At 28.1% G+C, this 17,173-nt stretch carries 14 protein-coding genes; 3 read left to right on the top strand and 11 right to left on the bottom strand.

Annotation, left to right across the window (positions count from 1 at the left end; genetic code table 11):
* Positions 1-41 precede the first annotated feature (41 nt).
* The 6 genes from Q0049_RS04510 to Q0049_RS04535 all read right to left on the bottom strand — a co-directional run bounded on the left by Q0049_RS04510 (position 42) and on the right by Q0049_RS04535 (position 5,572).
* Positions 42-995, bottom strand: a complete 954-nt coding sequence (locus Q0049_RS04510) for a 2-oxoglutarate and iron-dependent oxygenase domain-containing protein (RefSeq protein ID WP_298117027.1) — start codon at positions 993-995, stop codon at positions 42-44.
* 377 nt (positions 996-1,372) lie between these two features.
* Positions 1,373-1,642 (bottom strand): hypothetical protein, encoded by a 270-nt coding sequence (locus Q0049_RS04515; protein WP_298117029.1) that lies wholly within the window; start codon positions 1,640-1,642, stop codon positions 1,373-1,375.
* Between the two features lie 82 nt (positions 1,643-1,724).
* Positions 1,725-2,378, bottom strand: a complete 654-nt coding sequence (locus Q0049_RS04520) for a hypothetical protein (protein WP_298117031.1) — start codon at positions 2,376-2,378, stop codon at positions 1,725-1,727.
* Between the two features lie 30 nt (positions 2,379-2,408).
* On the bottom strand, positions 2,409-2,621 hold the full coding sequence (locus tag Q0049_RS04525; protein ID WP_298117033.1) for a KTSC domain-containing protein: 213 nt from the start codon (positions 2,619-2,621) through the stop codon (positions 2,409-2,411).
* 3 nt (positions 2,622-2,624) lie between these two features.
* Complete coding sequence (locus tag Q0049_RS04530; RefSeq protein WP_298117035.1) at positions 2,625-4,388, bottom strand: helicase HerA-like domain-containing protein; 1,764 nt, start codon at positions 4,386-4,388, stop codon at positions 2,625-2,627.
* Complete coding sequence (locus Q0049_RS04535) at positions 4,385-5,572, bottom strand: SIR2 family protein (RefSeq protein ID WP_298117038.1); 1,188 nt, start codon at positions 5,570-5,572, stop codon at positions 4,385-4,387. The genes Q0049_RS04530 and Q0049_RS04535 overlap by 4 nt, the downstream gene beginning before the upstream one ends.
* 278 nt (positions 5,573-5,850) lie before the next feature.
* On the opposite strand from Q0049_RS04535, the gene Q0049_RS04540 reads away from it, so the two are divergent.
* The 3 genes from Q0049_RS04540 to Q0049_RS04550 are packed head-to-tail and all read left to right on the top strand — an operon-like array spanning position 5,851 to position 8,745.
* On the top strand, positions 5,851-7,839 hold the full coding sequence (locus Q0049_RS04540) for a dehydrogenase E1 component subunit alpha/beta (protein ID WP_298117040.1): 1,989 nt from the start codon (positions 5,851-5,853) through the stop codon (positions 7,837-7,839).
* A gap of 5 nt (positions 7,840-7,844) precedes the next feature.
* Complete coding sequence (locus Q0049_RS04545; protein ID WP_298117042.1) at positions 7,845-8,069, top strand: hypothetical protein; 225 nt, start codon at positions 7,845-7,847, stop codon at positions 8,067-8,069.
* 46 nt (positions 8,070-8,115) lie between these two features.
* Complete coding sequence (locus tag Q0049_RS04550; protein WP_298117044.1) at positions 8,116-8,745, top strand: archaemetzincin; 630 nt, start codon at positions 8,116-8,118, stop codon at positions 8,743-8,745.
* Between the two features lie 62 nt (positions 8,746-8,807).
* Here the strand turns inward: Q0049_RS04550 and Q0049_RS04555 are convergent, their stop codons facing one another.
* The 5 genes from Q0049_RS04555 to Q0049_RS04575 form a co-directional block, all read right to left on the bottom strand.
* Entirely contained in the window at positions 8,808-10,784 is a 1,977-nt protein-coding gene (locus tag Q0049_RS04555) for a DUF3857 domain-containing protein (RefSeq protein WP_298117046.1), read from the bottom strand.
* Positions 10,784-12,712 carry a DUF3857 domain-containing protein gene (locus Q0049_RS04560; RefSeq protein ID WP_298117048.1) on the bottom strand — a complete coding sequence of 643 codons (1,929 nt, stop codon included), beginning with the start codon at positions 12,710-12,712 and terminating at the stop codon, positions 10,784-10,786. The genes Q0049_RS04555 and Q0049_RS04560 overlap by 1 nt, the downstream gene beginning before the upstream one ends.
* On the bottom strand, positions 12,687-15,938 hold the full coding sequence (locus Q0049_RS04565) for a hypothetical protein (protein ID WP_298117049.1): 3,252 nt from the start codon (positions 15,936-15,938) through the stop codon (positions 12,687-12,689). Before Q0049_RS04565 ends, Q0049_RS04560 begins: the two co-directional genes overlap by 26 nt.
* A 249-nt stretch (positions 15,939-16,187) precedes the next feature.
* Positions 16,188-16,436 carry a 4a-hydroxytetrahydrobiopterin dehydratase gene (locus tag Q0049_RS04570; protein ID WP_298117051.1) on the bottom strand — a complete coding sequence of 83 codons (249 nt, stop codon included), beginning with the start codon at positions 16,434-16,436 and terminating at the stop codon, positions 16,188-16,190.
* The gene (locus tag Q0049_RS04575; RefSeq protein ID WP_298117053.1) at positions 16,423-17,172 is read right to left on the bottom strand and encodes an Asp/Glu racemase; all 750 of its coding nucleotides are present in this window, start codon (positions 17,170-17,172) and stop codon (positions 16,423-16,425) included. Before Q0049_RS04575 ends, Q0049_RS04570 begins: the two co-directional genes overlap by 14 nt.
* Position 17,173: the final 1 nt, after the last annotated feature.

The following is a 17,173-nucleotide window of genomic DNA, read 5'->3' on the forward strand; positions in this document are numbered from 1 at the left end:
AAAACTCAATGTCTTTTTTTTATTGAATTTTATTATAAAGATTACTTTTTTATCAATCCTAAATCAACCAATCTTTCATATAAATAGTCACCTGCGGTAATGTCATCATATAATTTTGGGTTGTTTTCGTCAATACATTCAGGTAAGCAATTTAGTTTCATATCACTTACTGGATGCATGAAAAACGGAATAGAATATCTTGAAGTTCCCCAAAGTTCTCTTGGTGGATTTACTACTTGGTGAATCGTCGATTTTAATTTATTGTTAGTATGCCTTGATAACATATCACCAACATTGATCATCAATTCGTCTGGTTGTGCCATAGCATCAATCCATTCGCCATCATGATTTTGAACTTGTAATCCTTTTCCTTGAGCACCCATTAAAAGTGTTATCAAGTTGATGTCACCATGAGCTGCAGCACGAACAGCACCATCTTTAGGTTCGTCAGTGATTGGTGGATAGTGAATAGGACGTAAAATACTGTTTCCGTCTTTGATGTAATTGTCAAAATAGAATTCGTCTAATCCAATGTGTATGGCTAAAGCACGTAATACATAAACACCTGTTTTTTCTAGCATTTGATACGCTTCTTTACCTGTTGCATTGAAGTTTGCTAATTCATTTACAGTTACATTTTCTGGATATTCGTTAGCGTATTTTGAACCTTCCGAAACGTATTGTCCGAAGTGCCAAAATTCTTTCAAATCTCCGGCAGAACGACCTTTAGCATGTTCTTTTCCAAAAGAAATGTAGCCACGTTGTCCGCCAATGCCTGGGATTTCGTATTTTTCTTTTACTTCAAGAGGAAGATTAAAGAAGTTACGCACTTCAGCATAAAGATTTTCCACTAATTGGTCATCAAGAAAGTGACCTTTTAACGCTACGAAACCAATTTCTTCGTAAGCTTTTCCGATTTCATTTACAAATTTTTGTTTACGTGCCGGATCATCCGACAGGAAATCACGTAAGTCAACACTAGGAATTTGTTGCATATTACATTATTTAAATACTAAAACATTAAATGTAATTCCGTTAGATAATTTGTTAGGCTAATACCATTAGACTTTTCAAATTACTAAACTGAACTAAAACTTTTTTGTTAATAACTAAAATTGGGTTTTAACCAATCATAGTTACAAATGTATGAAAATTTTATTTTATTGGTACGGAAGTTATTAACAATTATTATAGGTTTTTTTGCAACGCGGATGAAAAGGATTAAATGGATTGTCGCGGATTTTTTATTACAACTAATTTTTTATTTTAATGTAATATGTTTTGTCTTTACATTCTAAAACGGAATTGTTTTCAATTGTTGTAAAATATAATTCATCGAATGAAAGTTTGTGGTTATTGCTGTAATTTAGTTTTATAGTATCGTTAGCAATTTATAAGTTCCTGCGTAGTAACCTGAATTTATTGCTCCAAGAACTTTAGAATACATTCTAAAAGTTTTATTTTTTCTTAAAATCAAAACATCTTCTCCCATTTTCCAACCTGACGTTGCCTCCAATTCTTTGCTATAAAATTGATTAAAAAAATCATTTCTACGTACTATACGATCACTTTTTTCCATCGAACCACAAGAAAGGATTGAGAAAATGAGAAGTAGAAGTAGTACTAATTTTTGTGGTTTCAAATTTGATTTTGTTTTGTGGGCATGGATGGTAAATCCTTGTAATCTGGGTTTTGAATTCTTTCGTTTATATAACGTTTTTTAATTAAAAGTTCCCTTTGTTTTCTTCATATAACTTTTTAGCATGATCTAAAGCTTCAATTTCTTTCATATTACATTTGTCAGAAACTTTAATTTCTTTTGCCCTTATTTTTACTCCCATATGTATATCTGCTGAAAATCCTGTTAGCCCAATTGCCTTATCATATTGACTATCTCTATCCAAAGAAAAAAAACAAATCCCAGTACTATTTTTAATTTCTTTAATTGGACTTAAATCGTACATATATGATAATTTACCATTTAAAATGTCAATATTTACTGAACTTGAATTCCATGTTGAATGATAATTTAATTTTTCATCAAAAGATTTTCCTCTAATTACTAAAGAATCAACCTCTTGTTCAAATCTTTCAATAATATATCTAACATTTCCAGAAGCACCAATATAAAATCCAACCCATGTTCCTTCAAGAAAATATGGTCCAAGGAATTTACATTTAATCCATGTTGATTTTTGTATGAGATACAAAATGAAAGTTGCAATTAATCTATACAAACCAAGAGAAATAATCATTCCAATGATTGTTGTTATAATTATGTTTATTGTTCCAATATCTAATAGTAATTTCCAAACAGAAAATACTATTGCTGTAGATATTCCAAATCCTATTGAGCTTAATTTAATTGTAGGTTTCATATTTAAATAATTATGGAGGATTAAATTCTTTTATCCAATTCTTGATTCCGAATAATGATCTCTAATATTTGCATTAAAGAACTTACCGCACGAACTAGAGGCTTTCATCTCATAATATAAATTTTCTGGTACATCAAAGTATTGCCAAATTGCACCATTATTAAATTCAACTTCTAATGTTGATGTTAAACTATCAAAACCGTAACTTCTAATCATTTTCGATTCAACGTAATCTCTTTCCATACTTTAAAATTTTTGTTGTCTTATTCTTGTAACTACTGTTTTATAGTTTTCATCATTTTCAGGATGTTCTTCTAGCCATTTTTCAACTAATTTTGGGTCATCACTTGTTGGTCTAGGAACATTTAGTTTTAGTCTAACTCTTGATGGAATTTTAATTGCTTCTCCTACAATAATTGCTTCTCCAGTTCTTAAAGACGGTAATAAGTCAATCAAACTATTTAGGTTATCAGGTGCAGAATTTTTCACAATTGATTGGTCGCCAGAATTAGTTAATCTTAAAGCTATAAATGTTCCAACTTGAGCTAAAATAGTTTCAGATATTTCAGATGGTCTTTGTGAAATAACTAATGCGCCAAGACCAAATTTTCGACCTTCTTTAAAAACTTTTTCAACAGCTTCTTTAGAATAACTATTATTATCGTTTTTGTTTAAATAAGTATGTGCTTCTTCAAAAGCAAGTAATAAAGGTCTATTCTTGCCAGTATAGGTTTCGTGTCGTCCCCAAAACATACTGTCGTAAACAAAACGTGTAATAAGACCAACTGTAATATCTAAAACCTCAAAAGGAACTCCGCTTAAATCAAGGATTGCAAGTTTTTTTTCACTTCCTATCCATTCGTTTAAAAGATTATGAAGGTCTTTTGGCGAATTTGAATCCTTATAATCACCAGGATTAAATAGGAAATCATATCTTGAATCTCTTAATCTTGATAATATTTTTTTTTCATAAGAATAAAATTCTTGATGTTTAGATTTAAAAGGAGCTGTGTTATTTGGTGGATATGGAGTAAATTGAGCAGGAATCATATTTTCTGCATCGCCATTATTTATTAACTGTGCAGTAGCTTTATTTTGGTCTTCTTTATTTGATATATTAAATGTAGCATTTAGCCAATAATTCATTTCATGCCATAATTGTCTTGCACTAAATGGAATTGGAGAATCAGCTGTTACAAAGTTAGGATTTACATCTCCAGATTTTAATGTACAATTTGCTTTTTTAAGATTTGTTACAAGTTCTCTGAATAATCTATATTCAACTTTTTGGTCGTCAGTTGGTTTTGCTCCTACAAGAAAATATGCTAATTCGTCAAAACTCATTAGCCAAAATGGAATGAATAATGGATTAGCTAATTCGTTTATTTTTAGAATTTTTGCGTCAGGAAATGCACTTGAATATTCTCCGTGTGGATCTACTAATATAACCCTTGAACCTTGATAATCATCTAAAATTGCTTTAAGAATACTAACTGTTGTATTTGATTTTCCACTTCCTGTTGACCCTAAAATTGCAGAATGTCTTAAAACAAGTTTATGTAAATCTGCGTAAACACTTAAATTTTCAGATGATGAATGTTTTCCAATTTCAATTGAACCAGCATCTTTTTTTCCATAGATGTCAAAAAGGTCTTTTTCAATAACGATATGGACTTCATCATTTATGGTTGGATATGTTCCTACACCTTTTTCAAATTCATCTTCTCCGATTTTCTCACCAACTAATTGTATAGTTAAGAATCTTGAACCAAAAGAATATTTCAAATTTATTTCGTCAGATTTGCTTGGCGTATTACTTACAGAAGAAACAATACCATAAATTGTTATGTTTCCTATTGGAATTTTGATAAAAGTTCCAATTTGTCCAATTTTATATAATCGACCATTTATAATTGGTGCAGCAGATGGAATATCATTTGATACTTCAACTTCAATAGTTCCAGAATCTACACGAATAATGTGTCCTAAATATGTTATTTCAGTTTTCATTTAACGATTGATTCTATTGCTTCCTTTTTACCAGAATTAGTTACAAAGAAGTTTACAAGCTCATTAAAATCTCCTAATGTAAATTTTTTGTCTGTATCATTCCAATACGAATCTGATTTCTCATTTGGTTTTAAGTCTGCTGTATATTCCCATTCTCCTAAATTCCCATTAATAATTGCTTTTGTTGGTCCAAAAACATTTAGGTTCATATAAGAAGAAGTTTGTTTGTGAAGATTTTCTACTTCTGAATCTTGAAAGAAGAATACAAGAGCAGTTAATCTATTATTCTGTCTCAAACAATTAAAAATAATTTCATTAATATGTTGGTCAGAAAATGAGTAACCAGTAAAAACAAATAATAATTCGCCACTTAAAAGATAATTTTTAAGTCTATCAAAATAAGCTATGAATGGTTGTTTTTTTGATGAATCATATTTTTCTTTTGATGGATATATTACAAGTTCGTTATCTTCATCTTTTATGTTTTCTATTTTGCCGATTCTTATAATTTTTTGTGATTTTGTTTTTACATCTTCTTTCCAAAACCAACTTAATGAACCGTGAATTTTCCATAATCTTATCCAATTTTGTGTCAAATCGTTCTTTGAAACAAATTGGTCTATACTTTCTTGCCAAAAGAATGGTTCGTATGAACCAACAAAACCATCAAAATAAGGAATTTGACTTGCTTCTAAAGATTTTTCAATTATCAAGTCGTAGTTTGTAGTAAAAACTTCTTTTGAATAATCTCTATTTAATAAACTTAACCAAGCAAAGAATTTTTTTGTTTTTTCAATATCAGCTACAGATTCTTTATCTAAAATGATATTATAAATGATAGTACAAATTTCTTTATCCAGCAATTTTGCATTTTCACCACTTACTCCTTCATATACTTTTACAGTTTCTCCAGTAAGTTCTCTAATTCTGCGTATTTGATTTAGAATATCTTCGATATTTACTTTTCTAGTAGTTATTATAGTTTCTAAATCAGTTTTTACAAGTTTAAAATTAACTAAAAAATAGCCTGTCAATTTACTTTCAATTCCTGTTGTAAGTTGTTCAACGTTTGGAATACCTAATGCACAAGAAGTTCCAGCACCAAAAAAGAAACCAATATTTTTTGAATAAGACAAATGCGTTTTAAGTTCTCTTATTTCTCTAATTACATTTATTTTATCCATTATGATTATCTATTTGTATTATTAATTTTATTCAATCAAAAATATAAAATTAATCCTATTAAATAACACGTAAAACTACTTGATTATAAACAAATTTAAGTGAACATTTAAAAGTAAAAACAATAAATCTGCGACAATCCGTAAAATCCGTGTCATCCGCGTTCAAAACAATTTTATACAATTCACGAAAAACAATCAAAACCGCAAACAATTCCGCAAAAAGTATAGTACAAACGTATTCTTTTTTTATATTTTTGCAATCGTAAATAAACAATCACATGAACTTTGATAGAAAAGAATTGTCCAATATTCAATTGTTGGATTTATATAAAAAACTACTAAAACCTAGATTAATAGAGGAGAAAATGCTTATTCTTCTTCGTCAAGGTAAGGTTTCTAAATGGTTTTCAGGTATTGGTCAAGAAGCTATTTCTGTGGGAATTACGGCTGCTTTAGATCAAGACGAATACATTTTGCCAATGCATCGAAATTTGGGTGTTTTTACGGGTAGAGATATTCCGTTGCATCGTTTATTTTCGCAATGGCAAGGTAAGAAAACTGGTTTTACTAAAGGTCGTGATAGAAGTTTTCACTTTGGAACACAAGAATTCAAAATTATTGGAATGATTTCGCATCTTGGCCCGCAAATGGGTGTTGCTGATGGAATTGCTTTGGCAAATAAATTAAAACAAAATGGAAAAGTAACTGCGGTTTTTACTGGTGAAGGAGCAACAAGTGAAGGAGATTTTCACGAAGCATTAAACATTGCTGCTGTTTGGGAATTACCGGTTTTATTTGTAATTGAAAATAATGGTTACGGACTTTCAACGCCAACTAACGAGCAATATCGTTGCGAAAACTTGGCTGATAAAGGCGTTGGTTATGGAATGGAAAGTCATATTATTGATGGAAATAACATCTTAGAAGTTTATACCAAAATTGCTGAATTGAAAGCGTCTTTAGCTATAAATCCGAGACCTGTTTTATTGGAATTTAAAACTTTTAGAATGCGTGGTCATGAAGAGGCGAGTGGGACCAAATATGTTCCACAGGAATTGATGGACATGTGGGCAATTAAAGATCCAATTTCAAATTATAAAGAATATTTGATTAATGTTGGAGTTTTATCTGAAGAATTAGATGCTGAATTTAAAGCCACAATTAAAACTGAAATCGATGAACATTGGGCAATCACTCAAGCTGAACCTGAAGTTGTAGCTGATTTAAGTGAAGAGTTAAATGATGTTTACGAACCATTTCAATATGAAGAAGTTAATCCTTCAAATGACGCTGAAATTTCGACAGAAAACATAAGAGTGATTGATGCTATTTCAACCGCTTTAAGACAATCAATGGAACGCCTTGATAATTTGGTTATTATGGGACAAGATATTGCAGAATATGGTGGTGCATTCAAAATTACTGAAGGTTTTGTAGAACAATTTGGAAAAGGAAGAGTTAGAAACACACCAATTTGCGAAAGTGCTGTAGTTTCTGCTGCAAATGGTTTATCAATCAATGGATACAAAGCGATTGTTGAAATGCAATTTGCTGATTTTGTTTCTTCAGGTTTTAACCCAATTGTGAATTTATTAGCGAAACAACATTATCGTTGGAATGAAAAATCGGATGTTGTAGTTAGAATGCCTTGTGGTGGTGGAACTCAAGCTGGACCATTTCACTCGCAAACTAACGAAGCTTGGTTTACCAAAACTCCAGGTTTGAAAGTAGTTTATCCTGCATTTCCATATGATTTTAAAGGTTTGTTAAATACAGCAATTAATGATCCAAATCCGGTAGTGTTTTTTGAACACAAACAATTGTATCGTTCGGTTTATCAAGATGTTCCTAAAGATTACTATACGTTGCCTTTTGGAAAAGCTACTTTGCTTAAAGAAGGTAATGATGTTACTATTATTTCTTTTGGAGCAGGAGTTCATTGGGCTTTAGAAACGTTATCTAAAAATCCTGAAATTAAAGCTGATTTAATTGATTTAAGAACATTGCAACCTTTAGATACTGAAACTATTTTTGCTTCGGTTAAGAAAACAGGAAAATGTATTATTTTACAAGAGGATACTTTATTTGGTGGTATTTCAAGCGATATTTCTTCTATGATAATGGAAAATTGTTTCGAATATCTAGATGCGCCTGTGAAACGTGTTGGAAGTATTGAAAGTGCTATTCCGTTTGTAAAAGCATTAGAAGATCAATATTTACCTAAAGTGAGATTTGAAGACGAATTATTGGAATTATTGAAGTATTAATTGTCATGAAACCTTTAACGGAAAAATTGCTTTTAGAAGATGCAACTGTTCACAAAGTTCAATTTGATAAAGAATGGTTTTACAATTTAGATGATATGAAATTTTATTTAAACGAAGATTTGTCTGAAGTGGAGTATATTCATTTACCGATGCTGGTTTTTGGTGAAGAAGAAATTGTAAAGTGTTGTACATCAGAAGATATTTTGCGTGGAAGAAAAGAAAAAGAATAAATTAAAGGCACAATTATTGTGTCTTTTTTTATTCAAACTATCTTTTATGAAATCGATTATACTATTAGCTTTTTTTTCGCTTTTATCATGCTCAGAAAAAGACAAATCAAAAGAAATACAAACTAAAATTGTTGGAATAATTCCTTACGATGAAGTTTCAAAATTAGAGGTAGAAAAAATTTCAAAAACTATTGAAGAATTTTATAAAATTAAAACTCAAATATTACCATCGGATGTTTTACCACAACAAGCATTTGTAAATATTAAATTACCACGATACAAAGCAGATAGTATTATTAGAATTCAAAATAGAAAAAAGGTTGATTCATTAGATTTTATAATGGGTTTAACCACAAAAGATATTTCTGTAACCAAAAAGGATAAAGACGGTAACATTTTAAAACCAACATGGAAATACAATGATTTTGGAATTATGGGTTTGGCATATCGCCCGGGAACGAGTTCTATAATTTCAAAATTCAGATTAAAGAATAATAATAAATCACTTGAATTAGAACGCTTTAAAAAGGTAGTGATTCATGAATTTGGACATAACTTAGGTTTACCACATTGTCCTAATAAGCATTGTGTTATGACAAGTGCGGCTGAGAAAATAAGTACAATTGACAATGAAAAGATGGAATTATGCGAGGAATGTACTTTAAAGATTAAATAAAAAATGCCCCAAATAGTACTTAACTTTTTGGGGCATGTTTATATTTGAACTCTTTTTTTACATTAATTTTTAGATAGAATTATGATAACTTTATTAAAATCAGCGGCTGCATTAATGACATCTTTATAAGATTCAAATTTATCCAAAGGATATTTTGTAATGTTATAAAACTCTGTATTTTCTACATTGATAATGTTACCATTTTTTGAATGTTTGCTATAGAAAGCAGCTTCTACTTTATCATTAATTTTTGTTTCAAAACTTAAATCAAATTTTTCTAAATTTTTAACAGTTACATTTTCGGGTAAAATTAATTTCACATTTCTTTTGTATGCGTGAGGATAATCAATTTCAACAGGAGTTTTTCTTGTACCTTCTTGATACAATTCAGTCTGTTTTCCAATTGTCAATCCGGCAGAGAATAGAAAATTTGGACCCGCTTTTTGAATTAGATCTTTACCATCAAAAGTTACTTCAATAGTAAATGGTTTTTTCCCAATAAAATCTAAACCATCATTTTTTGTTTCTAACGATTTGAACTCTTTTGAACCAGTATAATTCTCAGCAATTTCTTTTAAAATATTTTTATAATCTTCTGCTGGCACATAATCTTTTATTGGTTGGATATTTATGTTTGAATAGCCACCAAATTGGATTTTAGTGGTAATTAAAGGGTTTTGCAAATCTTTAGTAAAATCGATTGTAATGTCCATCAAGTCCTCTGTTAAAGAAGTATCAGGAAGTTTTATCATTTCTATTTCTCCATAGCCCATTTTTACACCTGAATATTCTTTTGTTTTAATAAATAATCCATTAGTATCACCATTTTCTGAGGGAAATAATGGAAATCTATATGTTGGATTTGTAGGCGATAGATATTTATTTACAATTGGAAAATAAAATAAGATGTCATTTAAATTTTCATAACTTTCAAAATCTTTATCAAAAGGGATTTCGAAACGATTTGAAGTGAAAACAATATTGTGCTCAATTTTAAAACTATTGAAAGCCGCCAAATAAAGTTTAATTATATCTGATTGATTTGCTTGTTTTGATTTAATAATATCAGAAAGATTTTCTTTATTGTCAAAGTATGAATTGTAGATAATTGTTTTTTTAATTTTGTTTTCAATATTCCAAATATTTTCTTCTTGATTATTAGATTTCGGAACATTTTTGAAAAAATCTTCAATATCTCTCACACTTTTTTTATCGAGTTCTTTGTATAAATTTTCATAGACATTAGAAGAAAATGTTTTAAAATTATACATGTTTTTTGCACCATTTGCTGTATTTTCATCTAGTTTATATCGGAACATTTTAATGCTGTTGTTCCAGTTTGAAAATTTATCATCATCAATAAGTCCTGAAATATTTTTTTCTTGAATGGTTAAAATTGATGCATTTTGATCTTTTAGTTTTTCATTATCAATAACTGGTTCACTTAGACCATTATAATTTTTTGTTTTAAAAACTAAATGATTTGGATAAATTAATTCAAAATTTAAATTACCAATTGGCTGTTCTGTTTGTATTTTTATAGTTTTTCCGTTAAGATCAGGAACTTGTTCAAATAAAAATATTTCCTCTAATACAGCTCCTTTTTCTAATCCTGTTACAGCAAAATAGTTATATTTCATTTCTTTTTCTTCATCAATTTCTTCCTTAATATCTTTAGTATTCAAATTGATTATTTTGCCATTGCTTAAAATCACTCTAGCTTTAGTTACAAGTAGTTTTTCATCTTCACTAAAAGGAATGTAAATTTTATTGTATTTATTTACAGCATCGTCAGAGTTTACATAAACTTTTTGATGTAAAAGAAAATATTGTTTAGCAACTTTATTTTCGTTGATAAGTTCAATTTTTACTGTTTTATCAAGAATTACTTCATTTTCACTTTTGTATATGTCAGGTATGTTGATTGAGGTATTTTTTTCATCCCAATTATATTTTTTAAGTATTGATTCTTGTGCATTTAAAAATAAAGCATTTAGAAAAAATGCTATAATTATTAATAAGTTTTTGTTTTCTTTCATTATTTTTTTTCTAAGATTATTGTTTCTGAGTAAGCTTCTTTTATTTTGTATATACTTTCATTCCATAACTTAAAATCAGTTACTTGCAATGTCATTTTTTTTAAGGTGAAAGTCGCATCTAAATGAACTGTATCATTTTTTGATTCAAATTTAAAATTTACATCAACCAAGTCATTGCTGAGAGAAAAATTACTTGGTAAATGTTTAAGCTTATAATTTTTTGGAACTTGTAAAATGTATTTTGCGGCTGATTTTGTTAGATATTTTAAATCATAATTACTTTTTCTGTCATCATTTAAGGATAATTGTGTAATATTTTGATCTAAAAATAGATTAACATATATTTCATTATCAACATTTATGATATAATTTGGAATTTCGAAATTAAAGTCAATGATGTATGATTTATCCTTATCGAGTATATTTTGTTCTTTATAATCTTTTAAATTGAATTTATTATTTCCTTTTATTACAATTCCTTTAATGATGTCAAATCTTAATTTATCTTTAGAATCTTTTAAATTATATAACATTTCTGTTCTATTATATCCATTAAAAAACATAGAACCACTGCCTAAAAGTTTATCATTATCGATGGAAACATTAATGACTTCATCTACTAAATTATCCTGAGCAGAAACAACAGGTACTTTTATAATTTTAAATGTATCACCATAACTCACTAACGCTTCCTTTTCCTGAATAAAGTCAGTTGGAATTCCAAATTTTGTTTGTTTGTCTGTTGCATCTAGGAATATATATTCGCCTTTGTTGTCATAAACAGCAATCATGTGATTGTCAACACTTGGAGTTGATAATTCTGCATATGTGTAAGGAATACTTCTAGTTCCAATCCAACAAATATGTACATTGTTTAAGTTTGCATATTTTGCCATTGAATTGATTAATGCTGCCATGTCTTTACAATCGCCAAATTTTCTTTGGAAGACTAGAGATGATTCTCTTGGTATGAATCCTGCATATGCTTCTTCAAATGCGATATAATTAATATTGTCTTTTACCCAATAGAATATTTTTTTTACTTTCTCAATTTCTGTTTTTTCGTTTTTAGTAATTTCGATTGCTAGGTTTTTTAGTTCTTCATCTTCTGTTTTATTTATTTGATTAATGAAGTTTTTGTAATAGGAATATAATCTTTCGATATTTCCTAAAACAGAGATAGTTTTGTTATCAATTGTATAATCTTTTATAAATACATTAATATTTGGTAAATCATATAATACTCCTAAAGTGTTGTCTTCAAACTTAAATGCGTTAATATTTTTTAGTGACCATTGGTACACTTTTTTTCCTTTTCTTTCAAATTGATTAAATTCAATTTTATTATTTGGATCATTAAAAACAGAATAACCAATGTTTATATTTTTATCTAAAATTACTTCTAAAGTTGCATTTTCAGTGGGAAAGCCATTTCCGAAAATGAATCTATGCAGAAGAAAAGGATCAGTAAATTCTCTTTGATAAGAATAGTTCTTTTTTGATCCTACTTCAAGATTTGGAAATATTAATTGTCTTAGTTTAATGTCATCATGAAAAATAGAACCTGAATTATCTTTCTTTTCATTAGATTGTGTGACGTTAATAATTTTATCTTTCCCTTTAATTGTATTTTTCGTAAAAGCTTTGTAGTCAATAAGAGTTATTAAATCTGAATAAGAAAAACTTTCTTCATTATTATTAATGCCGATATCGGATAGTATTTGTGATTCAAATTCATTGCTAGAAAGTATCTTTAGTTTTTTACCTTCAATAGAAATAGAGTAGGATTGATAGTCTTTTATGACTATTTCATTGCTATCTGGATATAAAGATTTATATTCTTCAAAAGTTTTTTGACTATAACTTGCATTAAAACCTAATAAAAATAAAAAAAATAGTACTTTACTTAATGATGTCAACCAATTCATCTTGAATATATTTTTTTGTTAATATTAGTATTCCGTTTTCATATATAAGAACATTTCCATTAAGTTCGTCATTAGTATATTCAGCAGTTATCCATTTCTTTCCGTCTTCCTTAAAATATTCAATTAAACCTTCATAATTACCATTTTTATAATGCTCTTTTTTGTAAATTTTCCCATTAGCATAATATTCAATTCGATCACCTTCAACTAGATTTTTCTTATATTCTGAAGAGTATTCTTCGCGACCTTCAGCACTAAAGACATTAATTTTTCCATCTAATAAACCTTTAACAAATTTTAAATTGAATGCTTTTTTTCCATTAGCATAATTTGATACAACATCAGCAGTTTGATTTACTATTTCAACTTTTTCTGTTAATAAACCTTGTTTGTCTAATCTTAGATAGTATAGAGGAACATCATTTTCATAATAAATAGTAGCTATATTTTCTCCTTTTCTATTATACCATTTGTATTCGCCTTGATAAACATCTTCTATTTCATTGTATTCATAAAGTTTTGTTTTATCATTATTATATCTTGTAGTAATACCTGTATCGTTTCCAAAACTGCTAGTGAAAGCAAGTCTTAAATTTCCTGCCAAGTCATAGTATTTTTCGAAACCATTTTGTTGTGCATTATAATATACTAATTCGTTTGCAATAGATCCATTTGGATTATAATGTTTGTACAAACCATGTAAATTACCATTAACATAATTAGATTCAGTAATTTTATTGTTGAATTTATCTACTAATTCAAATTTTCCATCATACTCACCATTTTTTAGAGTAAAGTTTGTTTTTGTCATACCATTATGGAATGGAATGGAATAATTTCCTGTTTTGTTACTAAAACTAAACTTTGTTTCAATTTCACCTTTTGAATTATAAACTTCATAATCAGTAAAATTATTATCATTATAAACAGTTTTACTTTCAAGATTACCATTTGTATCGTATGAGTAGCTTACAGAATTTAGTTTACCATCAACATAAAAATCTTCTTTTTTAATTTTATTATTTGGATAGTAATTTGTTGATGGACCATTTTTTTCATCATTAACATAGTAAGCACTATTATTCAAACCTGAATCATCATAATATTCATATAAACCATTTAAATCACCATTTATATAATTACAAATAACAGAAGTATTTCCATTTTTTCTATAATTATATTGAATACCGTTTATTTTTCCATCTTTGAAACTTTCTTTAATTCTTACGTTACCATTGTTATGATAATATATCCATTCGCCTGTTTTTCTTCCTTTTTCAAATTCACCATCAACAAATTTAGTTCCATCTAGATTAAAAATTTCAAATGCTTTTTTTGTTAGATTTATTTCCTTTGGAGCTGCATTTTTAAAATACTGTATTCCCGATTTTAATTCGCCTTTTTTGTACTTTTCTTCAAAGAATTTTTCACCCAAATGATTATATAAAACTATACTTTCTCTGTCTTCATCATCAGAATAGAAAGATTCTTGATCTAGTTTTCCATTTAATTTATATTCTATTTCTTTTTTAATTTTACCATTTACATATATAGTTTCTTTTTCAAGTGTACCATTTGAATAATAACTTTTAAAACTTCCTACAACTTTTCCTTTATCGTAAGTTGCTTCCGATTTTATTTTTTTTCCATCATAATATTTGATGTATTTACCATCAAGTAAATCATCACTATAATTAGCTTTTAATGTAATGTCTCCAACTTCATTATACTCGATTACTTCACCATTATATTTGTTTTTAGAATAGTTTGCTTCCAACATTTTTGTTTGGTTAGAAAAATAAAAAATGACTTTGCCATCTTTTTCATTATTTGCAAAGTTAAGTTCACCATATTTTCCTCCATTTATTTTATATGTAGTAACTAAACCATTTAATTGATCATTTTTATAATTTTCAACAGATGCTAATTGTCCATTTTCATAATATGTCTTTTTTACACCATCAATTTTTCCATCAACAAATGTTTTCTCAGAACTTAAAATACCCGTTGTGTAGTAATATTTTTGAAGACCATTCAATTCATTGTTTTTGAAAAATAAATCACCACTTTTATTTCCTGATTCATCAATGTATAAAAAGTTTCCTTCTTTTTTTTCATTTACAACTTTACCAATTAAGTAAGGAGAATTATTATTATAAATTATTGAAACATCTTCTTTTTTTCCATAAAAGTCAATTGTTTTTTGTGTGATTTTTTTCCAAAAAACAGGTACAAAATTTGTGTAGAAATTTTCAATTTTTTTCTTTTGGGAAGTCAATCTTTTTCCTAGCGTATTTTCCATACTTAATAACATATAGTAACTAAGATTTTCAACTTGATTACTTTTAACAAGTTCTTTCATCCAAGGAATATAATTTCTTTCAAAAAAACCATCTGACAATTTGTGTTCTGCAGAATATTCAACAATAGCTTGAACTTGTCTTGTAAGAACATCGTCGATTTCAGATTTTAGTTTGTAATTTTTATTTAATGGAAATTGATTTCTTAAAATGTCATTCATTTCTTTAAAATTGTCACCATTTTTAGAAAAAACTAATTTTCCTTCTTTAGTGTAATTGTCTCCAAACTTTGAATTCAAAGTTTTTATAGCTTCTCCAGCAAATCTACCATTAGGAGAACAAACTAAATACGTTATCAACGATAAAGCTCCTTCAGTTATATTACCATTTTCAAATGCTAAAAGTCCAAGAAGATAATGTGCAGAAGCATAATTTGGATTGATTTCTACTAGCTTTTCAAGAGTATCAATTGCTTCTTGTCTTTTATCAACTTTAATGAAAAACACGGCATAATTATATAAATAACTTGAGTTATTACTAAGAAATTTTCCACCTTCTTTGAAAATTTTTCCAGCATTTTCAAAATCATTTTCATCGTCTAGAAAACTTCCATATCTTATATATAATTCAGGGTAATCTTTCATTTTTCCTGATTCATAAAGGTTTTCAAAGAGTTTTTTCAATTCAGTTTTGTTTTCTGCAACTGTAAGAGAAAGGGCTATTTCTGATTGAGCTTTTAAATAATTTGGATCAACCTTACTAATCTTTTGATATTCAGCAATAGCATCAGAATATTTTTTTTCATCATGAAGTGAAACACCTTTACTAATTATGGTATCTGAAATATAAAGAAGTGAGTAATCCTTTTTTTGTGAAAATGTCAATAATGTTGTGAAGAAAATGAAAGTGAATAAAAGTCTTTTCATTGTTATAATTGCTTTTAGTTATATTTTATAAATTAATTAAATAATATTTTACTGTGCAATAAAATACTTGTAAAAATTTGTCTAAATTTTTGAGGAAATATAATTTGTAGTACTTTTTTATTTTTATAAAATTTTCTTAACCAACCAATACACAACAATAAAAACGATTATAGTTCCAAAACAGCCAAATTTAGTTTTCTTAGCCGCAAAAAATGCTGCAATAAATGCTATTAAGTTTTTCATAGAATTTTAGTTTGTAATTATACTTTCTATTTTTTTAGCCAATTGACAATCTAAATCTGTAATTTCATTTTTATCATGTGTAAATAATGAAATTTCTAATTGAAATGCTTTGTGAATTTTACAATCGGGATGATGATTCATTTCATCTGCAAAATGTGCAATTTTCAGAAGAAATTCAACCAATTGTGTTTGCGATGTAAACTTTAAATTAGTTACTAATTTTCCGTTTACGGTTTCCCAGTTAATATTTTCCATTTAATAATTCTCCTCCAATAGCTGATTTTGCTTCGATTCCTAATTTTTTCATCATTTCATAAGTTGTACAAACAGCTGCCGATGTTACAGGAATGCCACATTCTGCTTGAATTAAATCAATTGCTTCTAAAGATGGCATTTGTACACATGCAGATACTACTAAAACATCAACATCTGTTAAGTCTAATTGTTTGTAGATTTCCAATAAATTCATTGGGTTTTGAGCAGCAACTTCTAAATTATCAGGAATTTCTAAAGCAATACTTTGTTTCACTTTGATACCTTGATGTTCAATATAATCGACAACCATGTCAGTCAAAGGTCGCATGTAAGGTGTAATAATTGAAATTTGTTTGGCTCCTAAAACTTTCAAACCATTTATTAAAGCTCCAGCCGAAGTTACAATTGGAGTAGGAAAGTCATTAGCAACGGTTTCTTGGTGCAAATTCACTTCCGAAACGCAATGATAACCTCTTCCCATACTCATAATGGCAACCAAACAAGCATAACCAATAACATCAACATGAGCATCTGAAAGTTCTTGAGCACACTTCAAACTCATGGCATCCATAGCCTCGAGTTCTTCTTTGGTTACTTTTTTCATTCTCATTCTGCTTGAATGAAACGTAAAACGTTCTAGCAAAATGGTTTCACGTGAACGGAAAATTGCTGGTATTTCGGTTTCCATCGTTACGTTTGAAGATGGAACTATTTGTCCTATTCTGTATTTTTTCATG

The sequence above is a fragment of the Flavobacterium sp. genome (assembly GCF_027484205.1).
Classification (GTDB): Bacteria; Bacteroidota; Bacteroidia; order Flavobacteriales; family Flavobacteriaceae; genus Flavobacterium.